This is a genomic window from Peptoniphilus sp. BV3AC2 (genome assembly GCF_000478945.1).
In the GTDB taxonomy this organism is placed as follows: Bacteria; Bacillota; Clostridia; order Tissierellales; family Peptoniphilaceae; genus Peptoniphilus_B; species Peptoniphilus_B duerdenii.
Genome location: NZ_AWXD01000027.1, coordinates 38,917 through 55,370, shown reverse-complemented (window position 1 = coordinate 55,370; position 16,454 = coordinate 38,917). Strand labels below are relative to the sequence as shown.

The following is a 16,454-nucleotide window of genomic DNA, read 5'->3' as shown; positions in this document are numbered from 1 at the left end:
AGCCTATCATCTATTATATTATGTTTTATTATATCACAAATTTTTTCGTTTTAAATAAGTTTTTCAAGTTCATCAACTATACTTCCTATATAGGCGATGGTATTTTTAAGGGCAGCGTCTGTGCTTATGTCCACTCCACCAAGTTTTGCAAGGTCTTCAATCTTTAAAGTGCCGCCTGCTTTAAGGGCTTCGATCCAGTTCTTTGCTCCATCTTCTTTTTCGTAGATATTGTTTGCTGCGTTGGTTGAGATGGTAAGTCCTGCTGAATATGTGTAGGAATATAGTCCCATGAAGTAGTGAGGTTGTCTCATCCAGGTGAGTTCTGCTCCCTTATCCATAACTATTTCGTCTCCCCAGAATTTCTTAAGGGTGTTAAGTTTTAATTCTGATAAGATATCCGCATTTATAGGTTCTCCCTTGTCAACTAGGTAGTAGACTTCTCTTTGGTAGTGAGCTTCTAGTAGGTGGGTTACGAAGTTGTGGAAGTAGGTGTTTGTAATCATGTTTGCAAGAATATATCTTCTAAATCTTTCGTCTGTTGTGTTCTTTAAAAGGTATTTTGAAAGCAAGATTTCGTTGCAAGTTGAAGGTGATTCTATAAAGTATAGGGATGGTTCTTCTTCAAGTGCCTTGTTATTTTCTTGGGCGTAGTGGAAGTGAACTCCGTGTCCGATTTCGTGTACCAAGGTGTAGAGTTCTGCAAATTCTCTAGTCCATGATAGAAGGATGTAGGATCCTTTTTTGTATGGGCTTGAACAGAATCCTCCAGTGGATTTACCCACATTTGATGCGAAGTCAACCCATCTATCTGTCTTTGCACTCATGGCTACTTTTAGATATTCACCTCCCATTATAGATAGGGCTTCTTCGACGTACTTCCAAGATTCTTCTTCAGAAATTTCTTTGCTAAATTCTTTGTCTATTGGAAGTTTTAAATCTGCAAAGTGCATCTCATCTATTCCGTAGAATTTTTGAACTAATTTTTCAAATTTTCTCATAATTGGAGCGAGGTCTTCCATGATTACATCTATTTGTCTATCATATAGTTCTCTTTTTACATCTTGTCCAAATAGATGGTAGTCGATTAGAGAATCGAATCCACACATAGTAGCCTTGGTCTTTTCAATATTTAGATACATTTCGTAGAGGCTTGCAGTTGTGTTTTTATAATTTTCTAGAGTCTTTGAAAAAGATTCAAATGCAGCTCTACGCACCTTCAAATCTTCGTGGTATTGGTAGAAGTTTTCGAAGAGAACGTAGGAATTTTCATAAGTCTTTCCATCCACTTCGAAACTGTCAAACTTCATATCTGCAAGTTTTGAAATTTCATAGGTGTTGTAAGGTCCGTTTAGTGCATAGGATAGTGATGCGAAGACTTTGGATTCTTCGTCTGATAGAACATGACCCTTCATTCTCAAAATACTATCTAGGAATACATGGTAATCTTCATAAGTTTTTTTGTAATCGTCTATTAATTTTTCATCTAGAGATAGGATTAAATTTTCAACGAAGCTGATCTTTTCAAAGATTGGAGAAAAACTCATGTCTATTGTGTTTGCGAAGTTTACATTGTCTGTATCTGTCATATCTGTGGTGGAAATAAGTTCTGAGTATGTGCTAAGTCTAGATACTTTAATCATAAGTTCTTCGTATAGATCTAGAAAATTTTTAAGTTCTTCTTTAGTCTTTAAATTTTTAAGTTCTGCCATCTTGTCTGCTATTTCACTAGCAGATTTTATATCGGATTTTACTGCGTCTCTATCCTTGTAGAGTCTGGTAATATCCCATTTTAATTCTTCTTTAACTTCACTTCTTAGTGGTAATTTCATAGCTGTACAAATCCTACCTTTCTTCTTACTTTTTTCATTGTGCGTTCAGCCAGTCTTTCTGCTTTTTCGTCGCCTGCTTTTAATATTTCTTCTAAATAAGTCTTATCTTGTCTGATTTCTTTGAATCTCGTTCTAACAGGTCTAAGTCCGTCAACAACTAGTTCTGCAAGTTCATCTTTAAATACTCCGTAGCCAACTCCTTCGTACTTCTTCACGATTTCCTCTGGAGTTAAATCTGCAAATACTGAGTAGATGTCGATTAAATTTTTAAGTCCAGGTTGATCGTCTGTGTAATTTATTATTCCAATTGAGTCTGTCACTGCACGTTTTATCTTTCTCGCCGTAGCCTTATCGTCTTCAATGATATAGATGCTTGCATTTTCATCTGGATCAGATTTACTCATCTTGGCAGTTGGATCTTGAAGTGACATGATTCTTGCTCCCTTTTTCGCTCTCATCATCTCTGGAATGACAAAGGTTTCTGAGTATCTGGAGTTGAATCTTTCTGCAATATCGCGGGTAAGTTCTATATGTTGGGTTTGGTCATCTCCTACTGGTACGAAGTTTGTACCATAGAGAAGAATGTCCGCTGCCATTAGCACAGGATAAAATAGTAGTCCTGCGTTTAATTCCTTTTGTTTTGCAGCCTTGTCCTTGTACTGGGTCATCCTTTGGAGTTGACCAAGTCCTGTAATAGTTCCTAGAATCCATGAGAGTTCCGCGTGTTGTTTAACATGGGATTGGATGTATAGAATTGATTTTTCTGGGTCAAGTCCTGCAGCTAAGTATAGGGATGCTAAATCTAGACTAGTCGCCCTAAGGTCCTTTGGAACTTGTGGCACAGTTATTGCGTGCATGTCAACTATACAGTAAAGACAATTGTATTCGTCTTGTAATTCTGAAAAATTTTTGAGGGCACCGATGTAGTTACCTAGAGTTAGATTACCTGAAGGTTGGATGCCTGAATATACGATTTTTTTATCCATTTTATCACCTACTAATTAAATCATTCATCGTTTCGTTTACGTCTTTTATAAGTTTATCTTCGTCAATATTTACAAATTTTCTATCGTCTAGCACGATTTTGCCATCGATTATAACTGTCTTTATGTCCTCGCTTGATGCAGAGTAACAAAGGGCGGATATGAGGTTGTTCTTTGGAGTGAAGTTTAGAGAATTTAAATCAAAGATGGAAATATCTGCAAGCCTTCCCTCTTCGATGGCTCCTGCATTTATATTTAGAGCCTCTGCTCCATTTATAGTCGCCATTCGTAAAACTTCTATCGCCTTCACAGCCTTTGGATCCATTTCCACAGCCTTGTTTACGATGGATGCGATGTGAATCTCTTCCAACATATTTTGGTTGTTGTTTGAAGAAGAACCATCAGTTCCAAGGCAAACCTTGAGCCCATTTGCAAGAAGTTTCTTAACAGGAGTAAATCCACTTGCAAGTTTTAGATTGGAGCTTGGATTGTAGACAGGATAGAATTCTTTGCCCTTTACAATCTCTATTTCCTCATCAGTAATATGCACACAGTGGGCAGCCACCGTTGGAAGTTCAAGAAGTCCAAGAGAATTTACATACTCAATAGGAGTCATATTGTATTTTTCTAGTGAATCTTTAACTTCCGTCTCAGTTTCACTAAGGTGGATATTGATTCTACCGCCGTACTCTTTTGCAACTTCAATAACTTCTTTTAAATATTCAGTAGAGCTAGTGTAGATTGCATGAGGTCCTGGGAAAAGAGTAACCCTTCCATCTAATGCTCCATTATATTTCTCGTAGCCTTCCTTGTGCTCTCTTATGGAGATAGAACCGTCTTCTACGTCCATCATGCCTCTCGTAATAGCACCTCTTATTCCAATCTCTTCCATCGCGCGATATAAGGGCTCGATTGGAAAATACATATCACAAAAAGTGGTTGCACCAGATTTAATCATCTCAGCCATACTCATAAGAGAACCGATATATACGTCCTCTGGATTTAGCTTTGCCTCGATGGGCCAGATTTTTTCGCCAAGCCATTCCATCAGCTCCATATCATCAGCATAATTTCTAAAAAGACTCATGCCAAGATGGGTGTGAGCATTTACAAAACCAGGCACAGCTAGTTTATTTTCTCCGTTGATAATTTGGTCGTTTTCTATTTTTAAATTTTCGCCAATCTTTTTGATGAGTTTTCCCTCTATGTAGATGTCCTGGTGTTCAAGGATTTTCCCACCGATTACATCTAGCACCGAAATATTTTTAATTAACATAATCGCTCCTAATAATTTATTACTACCTTAATATTATAACTAATATAATAATTTTTATAAAGTTTATTGAAAAATTTATCCTGTAGACTTTACAATTTTTCCAATGTCTTATATAATGTTAGAGGCATAAATTTTCGCGGCGAAAATTAATTATGTGGAGGCAATAATATTGGCAAAAATGATGGGACCTAGATTCAAAGAATCTAGAAGACTAGGATTAAACGTATGTGGTCACCCAAAAGCAAACAAGAGAATGACTAAGGGAACCGCAAGATCCGACAAGAAATTAACAGAATACGGAAAACAACTTTTAGAAAAACAAAGACTAAGAGCATACTATGGCGTACTTGAAAAACAATTCGTAAATCTTTTCAAAGAAGCTAAAAAAGCACCTGAACAAACAGGTACAGCTCTAGTTCAATTCCTTGAAATGAGACTTGACAACCTTGCTTACAGAATGGGATTTGCAAATTCTATTAGACAAGCAAGACAATTAGTATCTCACGGACATGTACATGTAAATGGAAAGAAACTTAACATTCCATCTTACAGATGCAAGCCAGGAGATGTGATTTCACTTTCACCAAGAGGAATGAAATCAGCAATTTTCAAAGAAAACTTTGAAACTAACTTCGTAACAAGTTACCCATACATTTCAAAGGATAAAAACTTCAAGGCAACACTTACAAGTGTACCAGGTAGAGAAGATATTCCTATCGAAATTGAAGACCAACTAATCGTTGAGTTCTACTCAAAGAATATGTAATTTACAAAAAACTCCCTTTTCTGGTTGGGAGTTTTTTATTTTTTGTAAAAGTTTAGTGGGGATAAATAAATTGAAGAATACAGTCACGCTAGTGGGTCAATACCTATATCTGGTCATCCTGAGCGAACGAAGTGAGTCGAAGGATCTGACCTATATTTAACCTACACAAGACAAAAATGTAAAATTATAATAAAGATAAATAAATATCTTTTACATAACCAGAACAAATTTTTTCTTCTTCAAATCTTTTTTTACGAGGGAGAGGGAGGGAATTAACGTCTCTCGAAAAAACCTGCGGTTTTCTCTTCGAGACTCGCAGTTTCCTCCCTTCTCCCTCGAGCTCCCTCTACCCACCTCGCATTGAGGAGGTTTTGGTAGTGATTTTTTTATTCGGCTAAAATTTTCCAAACTCGCTACGCTCAGACAGTGGAAAATTTCTTAACGCCGAAAGCAAAAATCACCTGTTGTGGTTTGGGATTGTCTTTGTAGAAGTTTTGTGATTAAGGATTTTATGGGATAGGTCAGTTGGTAAGACTTGCTCTTCACGTGTTATACCAATTCGACTTCAATGACTCAGCCTTTGGCTGTGTCATTTTCGCTCAGGGTGACTGTAGTTGGGAGATTTTATAAAAAAATAATTGCAAAGATAGGTTAAATAGCGGTCAGATCCTTCGACTCACTTCGTTCGCTCAGGATGACCACGTGGGCGTGATGGCGCTCTATAAGGGTGACTGTAGTTGGGAGGTAGTCTTACAAATAGTCCTAAAGGAAGGCGGTCACCCTGAGCGGAGACGGTGGAGTTTTAACGGAACCGTCGTAGTCGAATGGGTATAACTCTGGTGTGGTTAAGTTTGGATGATTATTTATTTTACTTCCACGCCTGATTTTTATTTCCCATCTTTCTGGGTATAATTTTACTGAGGTGATTGTATGAATAATGATCCTAAATTCATTAAACTTGTTACTGTTTCTGACAGAGTTAAGTATGATCTTATTACTTCCATGTTTGAAGAGGATGAGATTCCTTTCATAGTCAAGGACGATGAGGCTGGTAGTATTATGAGAATTATCGGTGGTTCTAGCATCTATGGTGCTACTATTTATGTGCCGGATTTTATCTATGAAAAGGCTAGAAATCTCGTTGCCGATGCTTTTGATGGTATAAAGTTCGATAATTACGAGCCCGAGGAAGAAATTTAATACAAAAATTTTAATTTCTTTATTTAAAATTTTCCATTTAATTTATTATCCCGATTTTTATCGGGATTTTTTGTACAAAAAAAGGTACCCCTAGTACCTTTCGTTTATATATCCGTCGATTAATGATGCTCTCAATTTCTCGTCAAATATAGATTTTTCTTTTAATTTTTCGATTATTCGTTCTGATTTTGTGTGAAATATTGCTTCTTTTTCATCTTTTACTACTATTTCTACCAGGGTATTCATTAGTGATTTTGAGTTACACTCCACATAGTAGCCTTCGATTTCTTTGTAATCTTTTAGTCTTAGTATTTCTAGGATTACTCCATCTTTTTGATCGTAGTAGTTGTTTGAGATGTTTAGACAGTCGTTGTAGTTTCTTTTTTTCTTCTTATCAAAACGATAAGACGATGCCAACATCCGGTAGTACTTAGCAACCGCGTTGTAGTACTGGTAGTTATACATCGCCTTTTCATAGCTGTTAATATTTATATATGGACCTCTCATTTTAAGGACGAAGTACTCGTAATTTAATTTTAGAAATTCTTTTTTTGTGATTATTTTTTCTTCGTACTTTTTGATGAGGTTTGACCTATGTTCGAAAAAATTTTCAAACCAGTTTTCCGACTTCATTATAATATAAATGACAATCCTTGTACAAGAAGTGGTAGGACCATGGCAATTATTAGTATTACTACCACGACTCTTACCAATGTCTTATTGTCCTTCATTTTATTCTCCTGTTACTTCTAGAGAGTTTTCTTTTAGATAATCTGTTACGTCTGCTAATTGATATTCTGCGTTAATGTAGATTTCTCTGTCTTTTAGTCCTGGTACTTTTGATAGTTCTCTGTGTAGTTCTTCTAGTGATTCTACGTTTATGTCTAGTGCTTTGTATAGTCCATCTACGTAGATTTTTTGAAGGTCAAAGTCCATTGCGCATAGTCCACAAATGAATCCATAAAATGAGTTTAGTGTTTCAATTTTGTAGTCTGTTGCGTTTATTAGTCTTATGTTGTAATCAAGACTGAAGATGTGATCGTCATCTACGTCTACGAATGCAATGTTTCCATTTCCATTTTTTAGATCTTTGTTAGCTTCTTCAATTAGCCATCTTGTCTTACCTACGCCTTTTGCGCCTAAAATAAATTTAATCATTTTGAATCTTCCTTTCTCAGTTGACCTTGGTAATAGCCTTCTTTTTCCATTTTTTCTATTATTTCATCTCTAATCTTCCACCAGGATGTGTCCCAGTTGCAAAACAGCGTGTTCTCCTCTGGTGCTCTACCGAGTAGTCTTCCGATTACAACTTTTTCATCCAAATGTCTTAAAAATAGTATTACTCTATCTACGTATTCTTCCTTTGAGATCAGTTCCACTTCGCCATTTAGGTACATCTGTCCCAGTTTTGTGCCTTTTAATATATATAGGGCGTGGACTTTTACTTCATCTACTCCTAGTACCGAGATTATGTTTGCACTTTCTATTGCATCTAAATCGTCATCGTAGGGGAGATTTAATATTAAATGGGTTGATATTCGAAGCCCTCTTCTTTTTATTCTCTGTACTGCGTCTATATAGTCGCTTAGGAGATGACCTCTATTTATCTTTACTAGTGTGTGGTAGTTGGGAGTTTGAAGTCCTACTTCCAATGTTACCATGTACTTTTCATTTAATTTTTCCAAATAGTCGAGATGCCCGTCGGTTAAGAAGTCTGGCCTTGCGGAGATATTTACGCCTACTATCCTTTCACTTGCCATAACTGCTTCTTCTATGGTTTTTTTGAAATTTTCTAGTTCCATGTAGGTTGCTGTATAGTTTTGAATATAGGCTATGAATTTATGAGCGTTGTAGCGATCTTCTATATGAGCTATGTTTTTCTGTACCTGCTCTTTTATGCTACCTTCTCTATTTTCAAATGATCCGCCTTCTTCTCCACAGAATATACATCCGCCTACTCCACAGGTTCCATCTCGATTTGGACAGCTTAGTCCTTCTACTTTTATCGGGATCTTGTATACTTTTTCGTGAAATTTCTCTCTTAAAAATTTGGAATACTCATTATATACCATTTTTTAAATATTCCAGCACCTCTTCTGGGTGTGTCTTAGCTTTTACATCTCTAAATTCTTTTACAAGTTTACCTTCTTTGTCGAAGATAAATGTGGATCTGATGGTACGGATTACATCTTTGCCGTACATCTTACCAGCTTTTAGTACGTCGAACTCCCTATGCACTTCCCTTTCTGGGTCTGCTAGTAGCTCGAATGGGAGATTTAGTTTTTCTTTGAATTTTATGTGACTCTTAACAGTGTCTTTGGAAATTCCAACTACTTCTGCCCCTAGTTTTTTAAATTCATCATACAAATCGCGAAATCCTTCTGCTTCTACTGTACATCCGCTGGTGTTGTCCTTTGGATAGAAGTATAGGACAAGGGTCTTGCCTTCGAAGTCCTTTAGACTTAGTTCACCCTTTGTAGAATCTAATTTAAAATCCATTATTCTTCATCTTCCTCTTCTTCGATGATTGTATCTAAGAAGTCTAGTATTCTTTCGTATTCTTCGTCTGATTCGATTTGGTGAAGAGATACTTCATCATCTTCTAGTTCTTCATATCCGAATACGATGATTTCATCTTCTAGTTCTCCTGACATTGGAACTAGTGCAATATATTCGTTTCCTTCAAATTCGAAAACTCCTAGAGCTTGACATTCAAGTTCTGTATCGTCTTCTAATGTTAGTACCATTGTTTCAATTTCTTCGTTTTCTAAATCGTGATCATGGTCATGTCCGCAGCCACATCCGCAACCGCAGTCTTCGTGATATACTTTTTTCATATTTCCTCCTATTTATCTTTTGTATTTTTTAAAACTTCTTTTAAAAGTTCATATACTCTCTTTGTTGAGCTGATGGAGAGACTTTCTCCAGGAGCGTGTATCCCTGACATGCTAGGTCCTATGGATACCATGTCTATACTACCTATAGTTTCTTTAAATATCGCACATTCGAGACCGCCGTGGATTGCATAGAATTCAATGTTTTTGTTGAATAATTTTAAATATGAATCTGCAACTAGATCTCTCACTTCCGAATGGTCTTCATATTGCCATTCTGGATAGCTGGATACGACTTTATATTCTGCTCCAAATGCTTCTGCAAGTATCTTATTCTTGTCTGATAGAAATTCTTTTAGACTTCCTCTAGATGATCTAAGGGTAGAGATGATCGTAAGTTCGTCATTTTCTTCTCTTATTACTCCTAGGTTTGAGCTAGATTCCACAAGTCCAGGAATATCTTTTGAGAATGTTAAGACTCCGTTTGGAATTACATTTAGAACTGAGATGACTTTGTCTTTTAGTTCGTCTTTGTAATGGTATTTTTCCTCTTGTGAAGCTTCGAAGTTGAGCCTTACATCTGGATCAATTTTACCAAGTTCCTTTACATATTCTGCATTAAGTCTGATTATAAGAAGTCTTACTTCGTTTAAATCTTCCGGTTTTATGGCAAGTTTTGCAGATGCTCTTCTAGGAATTGCATTTTCTTTTACTCCGCCATTTATGGAAATTAGTTTGATATCGAATTTTTCATTTAATCTGTATAGAGCCCTTGCAAGTCTCACAATAGCATTGGCATAGCCTTTGTCGATGCTTGTGCCACTATGACCGCCTTTAAGTCCGCTGATTGAAAGTTCGTAGAAATCTCTTGTATCTTTGAATTCTTCCCTTTCAATCTTGTAAATTAATAGTGATCTTTGACCTCCTGCACAGGCAACTGTAGCCACTCCTTCTTCTTCAGAGTCAAGATTAATAAGTCTTTTCGCTGTAAGTGGACTGCTATCCAAATTTCTTGCGCCGGTCATGCCAGACTCTTCGTTGGTGGTGAAGAGACATTCGAGCCTTGGATTTTGTAAGTTTTCTTCGTCAAGTAGGGCAAGCATCATTGCGACTGCTACCCCATTATCTGCTCCAAGGGTGGTTTCTTTAGCTATGATTAGGTCCCTATCGACTATAAAATCTATAGGATCTTTTGAAAAATCGTGTTTGCTTTCAAATATTTTTTCACAGACCATGTCCATATGGCCTTGCAAAATGATCGGCTCCACATCTTCGTATCCAGGAGATGGTTTCTTCACAATGATTACATTGTTTGCCGAGTCTCTATAGTGTTCTAGATCTCTATCCTTTGCAAATTTACATAAATAATCTGCTATCTGTTCTTCATGCATAGAACATCTAGGTATTTTAGTAATTTCTTCAAAGTAATAGAAGAGTTTTGCAGGTTCTAAGTGTTTTAGTTTTGACAAAAATACTCCCCCTTCTATTTAATTATACTCTAAAGTAAGTCACTATTCACCTACTTTGTATAATTTATTTTTCTAAAGCTTTATATGACAATAGCCGTCTGGATTTTTGTCCAGGTAATCTTGGTGATAGTCTTCCGCTTCATAGAAATTTTCAAGCTTCATAACCTCTGTTGCTATGGGCATCTTGTAGTCGCCCTTTACTTTTTCTATAAAGTCTTCTATGATTTCTCTATCGCCATCATCAGTGTAGTAGATTCCAGACCTGTATTGACTTCCTATGTCCGGTCCCTGTCTATTTATAAGTGTTGGGTCGATTACTTTAAAGAGTGCTTTTAAAATCTCTTCCAAAGTTATCTTTTCTTCGTCATATATAATCTTCACCGTTTCTGCAGCGTCTGTTCTGCCGGTGCAGACTTCTTTGTAACTTGGGTTTTCCATTCTGGAGTTGGCGTAACCAACTTCTGTGTCTTCCACTCCGTTCATTCTCTTGTAGTAGGCTTCTACTCCCCAGAAACATCCTCCTGCTAGGTAGATTTCTTTCATCTTATTTCACTTCCTTTAGGGCATCTATCGCTTCATCCATGTCATTCTTTTCAAGTATATCTTCCACACTTTCAATGGTATCTTCAATATACTTTGGACTTAAATCTAAGATATATTCAACTGATAGGTTCTCAGCGAAATTGTCTGCAACCTTTTTAAGAAGTATATCTTCCACTTGTCTTTGGATATTGTAGTCGATGTCCTTATCTTTAAATACATCTATGAATACGAGAGAAAATTTATATCTCAAGAAATATAAAAATTCTTCGAAACTTTCTGCGTTTGATCCTTCTTCTATTATGAATATGATTTTGAAAAACATATTCCAGAAGAGATCTTCGTTTATAACATTTATTAGACTTTCCCCTACGGATCTGGTGAAACTGTCCACATATGTAGGCGGTCTGTCGAAGGTAATGTAGCTTTCTAGATCCATTTCCATATTGGAAATAGATGTGATTCTATTTAGAAGTTTTATAAACTGATCTCCATAGGAGAGTTCCTTCTGTTTTACGCACTTCATAAATAGGTAGTCTACGATTACATCAGTGTTATTTTTAAAATTTATAACTATTCCCAGCTCTTCTCTCACCTTTGTGTTAAACACGTCGTGGATAATCTTAGATAGAAGTATTTTAAGTTGCTTCTTGTTGTCTTCATAATTTTGAGCATCCATACTTTCCACGTGGTTGTAAAGAAGCATAAGCTGAGTATCAATCATGATTAGGTTCGTCCTTATGGAACCTAAAATATCCCTGAAGAAATTTTCAGTGATCATGTAGTTGTAATTTTTATATAGGACCTTGTGGTCGATTTCTCCCCAGAATACGTTGACTATTGACTTAACTTGAAGTTCAAAGCGTAGGTTTCTACCACTTTTAGTCTTGAAAAGTCCGTCAATCTTGTAAATTCTAAAGCCGTTTTTTTGAGTCATCGGCTGTTTGTCTGAGAGTTTAAGTAGGATTCTTCTATCAATATTATTGGTATTGTAGTCATTATCTATGTAGACACAGAAAATTTCCTTAATCTTATTAAAGATATCCACTTCATCTTTGTTGAATCTACATTCGATTCTAATACCGATTAAATCCTGCATCTCTAGAAGTGTTTCTTCCGGAGACATCCTGTCTAGATAATAATTATTTCTGACGATTTTCTCTTTTACAGAGGATCTACTTTTAACTCTGTAAGAAATATTTACAAATCCCTCTTCCTCTTGAAATTCTTTTCTAAAGAAATTTGAAATATCTCTAGAGGCATCTAGCAAAAGATCGTAGTTCTTTCCTAAGCAAGAAAGAGTTTCATCTATAAAATTAAAAAGTTGTAGTTTCATATACTCCTCCGCTTACTATATACCCAAAGGGCTTAGTTGCCCTTTGAGTTTTTAGTAACATTGTATTTTTTGTATAGTCTTTCTACAGTGTGTTTATAAAGATCTTTTTCTTTTTCTCTTCTTACAAGTCTTTCGATGTCCGGTTTAGCTTCTTCAAAAGTTCTTACGGATTCGTCGTTCTTGTTTGTAACTTTTATGATGTGGTATCCAAACTGAGTCTTAACAGGATCAGAAATTTCTCCTACTCCCATGTTAAAAGCAGCATCTTCAAATTCTTTTACCATTTGACCCTTTGTGAACACGCCTAGATTGCCACCATTTTCTTTAGATGGACAGTTTGAATATTCTTTTGCAAGTTCTTTGAAATCTGCTCCATTATTTAATTTTTCTTTGATTTCCTTAGCGACAGATTCATCTTCAACTAAGATATGTGAAGCTTCTACAGAAGCGTTGTTCTTGAAATTGTCCTTGTGATTATCGTAGTAATTCTTTAGATCTTCGTCGGTTATCTCAACAGTTTCTAATAATTTTCCAAGAGCATAGGATTTTAAAAGAGTTTCCTTTGTCTTTTCCAATACTTTTACAAAATCTTCGTCCTTGTCCATTTCCTTTTCGATAGCTTCCATGTAGATCATCTCTTGGTAAATGAGCTCATCTACAACTTGATCCATCATATTGTTTTGAGTAAAGTACATTCTCGTATTTGGATCTAGTTGGGATAAAAATATATTTAAGTCTTCGTTTGTTATTTCTCTATCGTTTACTTTTGCTAAAATTTCTTTATTCATGTTACCTCCTATATGTGAATATTCTATCATTTATAGCAAAACTCTTCAAGATACGAAGCTTTTGTGGTAAAATAATTTAACAGGCAAAAATCTTGAAGCGCCAGAACCTTTTTGGTTGACGAGGAGTGAGATCATCGAAAATTCGGCGGATGTCTCAAAGGTACCACAGCCTAAGTGCCATACAAATATGCGAGTAATCGCAAAACAAAATTGGCAAAGTGGGGCCGAGTAAATTTATCGGAGGTAATTATGTGCGGAATTGTTTGCTATGACGGAAAACAAAATGCATTAGACATAATTGTTAATGGATTAGAAAAATTAGAGTACAGAGGTTATGACTCTGCTGGTATCTCAGTCATTCATGACGGAAAAATAGAAACCATAAAAAAAGCAGGAAGACTAAATGTACTTGAAAATGAAATAAAAAATAGAAATTTAAAATATGTACCTACAACAGGAATCGGACACACAAGATGGGCAACCCACGGTGTCCCAACGGATGAAAACGCCCATCCACATGTATCCATGGATGGAGTAATTTCAGTAGTACACAACGGAATAATCGAAAACTACATGGATTTAAAAGAAGAACTGCTAAATGACGGTTACAAATTTAAATCAGACACAGATACAGAAGTAGTAGCAGGAATAATTGCAAAATACTATGAAAATAATCTTTTGGATACAGTCCTAAAGGTAAGAAAGATGCTTGAAGGATCCTATGCAATTGGAATCCTATCCAACCACGATCCAGATACACTAATAGCTATGCGTCATGATGCACCCCTAATCGCAGGACTTACAGAAGACGGCATCATCGTAGCATCAGACATCACATCCATCATCGAATACACAAAGAAAGTAATCTTCCTAGAATCAGGAGATTTAGTATATTCAAACAAAAAAGAATATAAAATCTTTGACAAAAATGACAAGGAAGTAGAAAGAGAAGTAAAGATTATCGACTGGAACTACGAAAAGGCAACCAAAGAAGGTTATGACCACTTCATGATCAAGGAGATAAACGAACAACCTAGAGTAATAAAAGAAGCTATCTCTCTAAGAGTAAAAGATGGATTTATAAACTTAGAAAATGGATTTACCAAAGAAGAAATAGAAAAATTCTCAACCATCTACGTAGTAGCATGCGGAACAGCACACCATGCAGGAGAAGTAGGTAAATTTGCAATCGAAAAGTTTGCAAAACGCCCAGTATATGCAGAAATCGCATCAGAATTTAGATACCAAAATCCATTTATAGATGAAAATTCGCTTCTAATCGTAGTATCTCAATCAGGAGAAACAGCAGACACATTGGCAGCAATAAAAGAAGCCAAGAAAAGAGGAGCAAAAGTACTATCAATCACAAACGTAGTAGGCTCATCCATCGATAGAGAATCAGACAAGACTATTTACTGCTACGCAGGACCAGAAGTTTCAGTAGCATCTACAAAGGCTTACACAACACAACTAGTAGCACTATACTTCTTGGCACTAGACTTCGCATACAAAACCGGCAAGATGACAGAAGAAGAAGTAAGAGAAGTAATAAAAAATCTAAAAGAAGTACCAGAACAAATAACAGAAATCTTAAAAGATCACAGCACAATAGAAGAAATCGCAAAAGAAATAAAAGACGCAGAATCATCATTCTATATAGGACGAGGCATCGACTACCTATCAGCAAAAGAAGGAGCACTAAAACTAAAAGAAGTCACCTACATCCATGTAGAAGCATTCCCAGCAGGAGAACTAAAACACGGATCCCTTGCATTAATAGAAGACAAGACACCAGCATTTGCAATCGCAGGAAATAAAGAACTCCTACCAAAGACTCAGTCAAATATCAAAGAAATCTCCGCAAGAGGAGGATGGGTGTACGGAATAGGAATCGATGACGATTTAGAAATGTTAAAAACAACCTGCAGAAAAGTAGTAATCCTACCAGAAAATATGGATATACTAATGCCAATACTAACAGCAATCCCAATGCAACTACTCGCATACTACACATCAGTAGCAAAAGGAATCGATGTAGATAGACCAAGGAACTTGGCAAAATCCGTAACAGTTGAATAAAGTTAAAAAATTTAGTGAGGGTATCCTCACTATTTTTTGTTTTTGTGTGGGAAATAATCTTTTTCTACTAGCTTAGGAGCTAAATTCTTTTTACTCAGGCGTAGCCGTGGAGTAACCAATCCTTATATGTAAAACCTGTAGCGGAACCTTCTAGGTTCCACAGCCGAAGGCGTAAAGTTTTTAAACTATAACGATGATTAACACATATCGAGCGATAAACATGTCAACCACATCAATAATCCAATCCTACCAGTGGAGAGATCCTTCGCCTTCAAAGGCTATGCCTTTTCCGCTCAGGATGACAATACATAAGGATAAACCTTTTGAAATTCTTTTAATCAATAGAGTTTATTCGTGCAAAGTTTCTCGGCTATGGAAGCAAAATGCTTCCGCTACGAAAATAAAACATTCCTAAATTTTATATAAAACTTCAGAGACAAAACTTTCCTCCTACCTACCCCATAGAATCCTTAATCACAAGCCTTTTTCAGAGAGAGCCATTGCCACCACAGGTGATTTTTGCTTTCGGCGTTAAGAAATTTTCCACTGTCTGAGCGTAGCGAGTTTGGAAAATTTTAGCCGGATAAAAAAAATCACTACCAAAACCTCCCCAATGCGAGGTGGGAAGAGGGAGCTCGAGGGAGAAGGGAGGAAACTGCGAGTCTCGAAGAGAAAACCGTAGGTTTTTTCGAGAGACGTTAATTCCCTCCCTCTCCCTCGTAAAAAAAGATTTGAAGAAGAAAGAATAAGGTTTAAAGAAGTGTAGGATATTTATTTACATTTATTTTTTATAATCTTTGAAACTTTTCATTTGCCTTGACTTGGCTAAATACAGCTTATACCCGTTCGACTCACTTCGTTCGCTCAGGGTAACTGTGTTCCTTTAGTGTTATTCAAATAGAGCCTCTTGGCTATGGAAGCAAAATGCTTCCGCTACAAAGTTTACTTAAAAATAGTGTTAACCACGCCTTCGTCTGAGTTATGATAATTCTATAATAAGTTTAATGGAAAGATTCTTCCGCTACAAAGTAATCATCCAAACTTTACATCTCCATGGTTATACCCGTTCGACTGCGACGGTTTTGTCAAGCCTCAACCGTCTTCGCTCAGGGTGACTGTGTTCCTTTTGGTTATCCTTTTAAATAAAATTTATAGGTGGTCGTCACTCTGAGCGAAAGAGCCGCTAGGCTCTGGAGTCGAACGGGTATAACCTCTGAGGACCTAGTCTTGACAACCAAATTATTTCCGCTACAAACTAATCATATACATTTGACGTCGCAACAAAATACACACATCAATAGACTTTTTTATTAAATAACTATATAATAGAGAAAAAGAATTAATGGAGAATTAC

Annotated in this window: 15 protein-coding genes; 3 read left to right on the top strand and 12 right to left on the bottom strand. The window is 36.3% G+C overall.

Annotation, left to right across the window (positions count from 1 at the left end; all coding sequences use genetic code 11):
- Window positions 1-50: 50 nt before the first annotated feature.
- Genes pepF through HMPREF1252_RS06880 form a run of 3 tightly spaced genes read right to left on the bottom strand, consistent with a single transcriptional unit; the run spans window position 51 to window position 4,088 of the window.
- Complete coding sequence (gene pepF, locus HMPREF1252_RS06890; protein WP_023059983.1) at window positions 51-1,829, bottom strand: oligoendopeptidase F; 1,779 nt, start codon at window positions 1,827-1,829, stop codon at window positions 51-53.
- Window positions 1,826-2,815: a tryptophan--tRNA ligase gene (gene trpS, locus HMPREF1252_RS06885; protein ID WP_023059970.1), complete on the bottom strand. Its 990-nt coding sequence runs from the start codon at window positions 2,813-2,815 to the stop codon at window positions 1,826-1,828. The genes pepF and trpS overlap by 4 nt, the downstream gene beginning before the upstream one ends.
- A 4-nt stretch (window positions 2,816-2,819) precedes the next feature.
- Complete coding sequence (locus HMPREF1252_RS06880) at window positions 2,820-4,088, bottom strand: amidohydrolase (protein WP_023059957.1); 1,269 nt, start codon at window positions 4,086-4,088, stop codon at window positions 2,820-2,822.
- A gap of 169 nt (window positions 4,089-4,257) precedes the next feature.
- On the opposite strand from HMPREF1252_RS06880, the gene rpsD reads away from it, so the two are divergent.
- Entirely contained in the window at window positions 4,258-4,854 is a 597-nt protein-coding gene (rpsD, locus tag HMPREF1252_RS06875; RefSeq protein ID WP_023059965.1) for a 30S ribosomal protein S4, read from the top strand.
- Between the two features lie 930 nt (window positions 4,855-5,784).
- Window positions 5,785-6,054, top strand: coding sequence for a putative signal transducing protein (locus HMPREF1252_RS06870; RefSeq protein ID WP_023059967.1), 270 nt, complete (start codon window positions 5,785-5,787; stop codon window positions 6,052-6,054).
- A gap of 90 nt (window positions 6,055-6,144) precedes the next feature.
- On the opposite strand, the gene HMPREF1252_RS06865 is transcribed toward HMPREF1252_RS06870, so the two are convergent.
- The 9 genes from HMPREF1252_RS06865 to HMPREF1252_RS06825 all read right to left on the bottom strand — a co-directional run bounded on the left by HMPREF1252_RS06865 (window position 6,145) and on the right by HMPREF1252_RS06825 (window position 13,021).
- Window positions 6,145-6,687 (bottom strand): DUF6648 family protein, encoded by a 543-nt coding sequence (locus HMPREF1252_RS06865; protein ID WP_008901771.1) that lies wholly within the window; start codon window positions 6,685-6,687, stop codon window positions 6,145-6,147.
- Between the two features lie 99 nt (window positions 6,688-6,786).
- Window positions 6,787-7,212: a hypothetical protein gene (locus HMPREF1252_RS06860; RefSeq protein ID WP_023059972.1), complete on the bottom strand. Its 426-nt coding sequence runs from the start codon at window positions 7,210-7,212 to the stop codon at window positions 6,787-6,789.
- Window positions 7,209-8,126 carry a TIGR01212 family radical SAM protein gene (locus tag HMPREF1252_RS06855; RefSeq protein ID WP_023059971.1) on the bottom strand — a complete coding sequence of 306 codons (918 nt, stop codon included), beginning with the start codon at window positions 8,124-8,126 and terminating at the stop codon, window positions 7,209-7,211. Before HMPREF1252_RS06855 ends, HMPREF1252_RS06860 begins: the two co-directional genes overlap by 4 nt.
- Window positions 8,116-8,553, bottom strand: coding sequence for a peroxiredoxin (locus HMPREF1252_RS06850; protein WP_023059984.1), 438 nt, complete (start codon window positions 8,551-8,553; stop codon window positions 8,116-8,118). The genes HMPREF1252_RS06855 and HMPREF1252_RS06850 overlap by 11 nt, the downstream gene beginning before the upstream one ends.
- Window positions 8,553-8,891, bottom strand: a complete 339-nt coding sequence (locus HMPREF1252_RS06845; RefSeq protein ID WP_023059941.1) for a DUF1292 domain-containing protein — start codon at window positions 8,889-8,891, stop codon at window positions 8,553-8,555. The genes HMPREF1252_RS06850 and HMPREF1252_RS06845 overlap by 1 nt, the downstream gene beginning before the upstream one ends.
- An 8-nt stretch (window positions 8,892-8,899) precedes the next feature.
- On the bottom strand, window positions 8,900-10,357 hold the full coding sequence (locus HMPREF1252_RS06840) for an aminoacyl-histidine dipeptidase (protein WP_023059963.1): 1,458 nt from the start codon (window positions 10,355-10,357) through the stop codon (window positions 8,900-8,902).
- A gap of 72 nt (window positions 10,358-10,429) precedes the next feature.
- Window positions 10,430-10,900, bottom strand: a complete 471-nt coding sequence (msrA, locus tag HMPREF1252_RS06835; RefSeq protein WP_023059948.1) for a peptide-methionine (S)-S-oxide reductase MsrA — start codon at window positions 10,898-10,900, stop codon at window positions 10,430-10,432.
- Window position 10,901: 1 nt separating this feature from the next.
- The gene (locus HMPREF1252_RS06830; RefSeq protein ID WP_023059974.1) at window positions 10,902-12,233 is read right to left on the bottom strand and encodes a GTP pyrophosphokinase family protein; all 1,332 of its coding nucleotides are present in this window, start codon (window positions 12,231-12,233) and stop codon (window positions 10,902-10,904) included.
- 32 nt (window positions 12,234-12,265) lie between these two features.
- A complete protein-coding gene (locus HMPREF1252_RS06825) occupies window positions 12,266-13,021 on the bottom strand; it encodes a peptidylprolyl isomerase (RefSeq protein ID WP_023059979.1) in 756 nt (251 codons plus the stop codon).
- Between the two features lie 249 nt (window positions 13,022-13,270).
- Here HMPREF1252_RS06825 and glmS point away from each other — a divergent pair, with 249 nt between their 5' ends.
- Window positions 13,271-15,100 (top strand): glutamine--fructose-6-phosphate transaminase (isomerizing), encoded by a 1,830-nt coding sequence (gene glmS, locus HMPREF1252_RS06820; protein ID WP_023059944.1) that lies wholly within the window; start codon window positions 13,271-13,273, stop codon window positions 15,098-15,100.
- The last annotated feature ends 1,354 nt before the right edge of the window (window positions 15,101-16,454 follow it).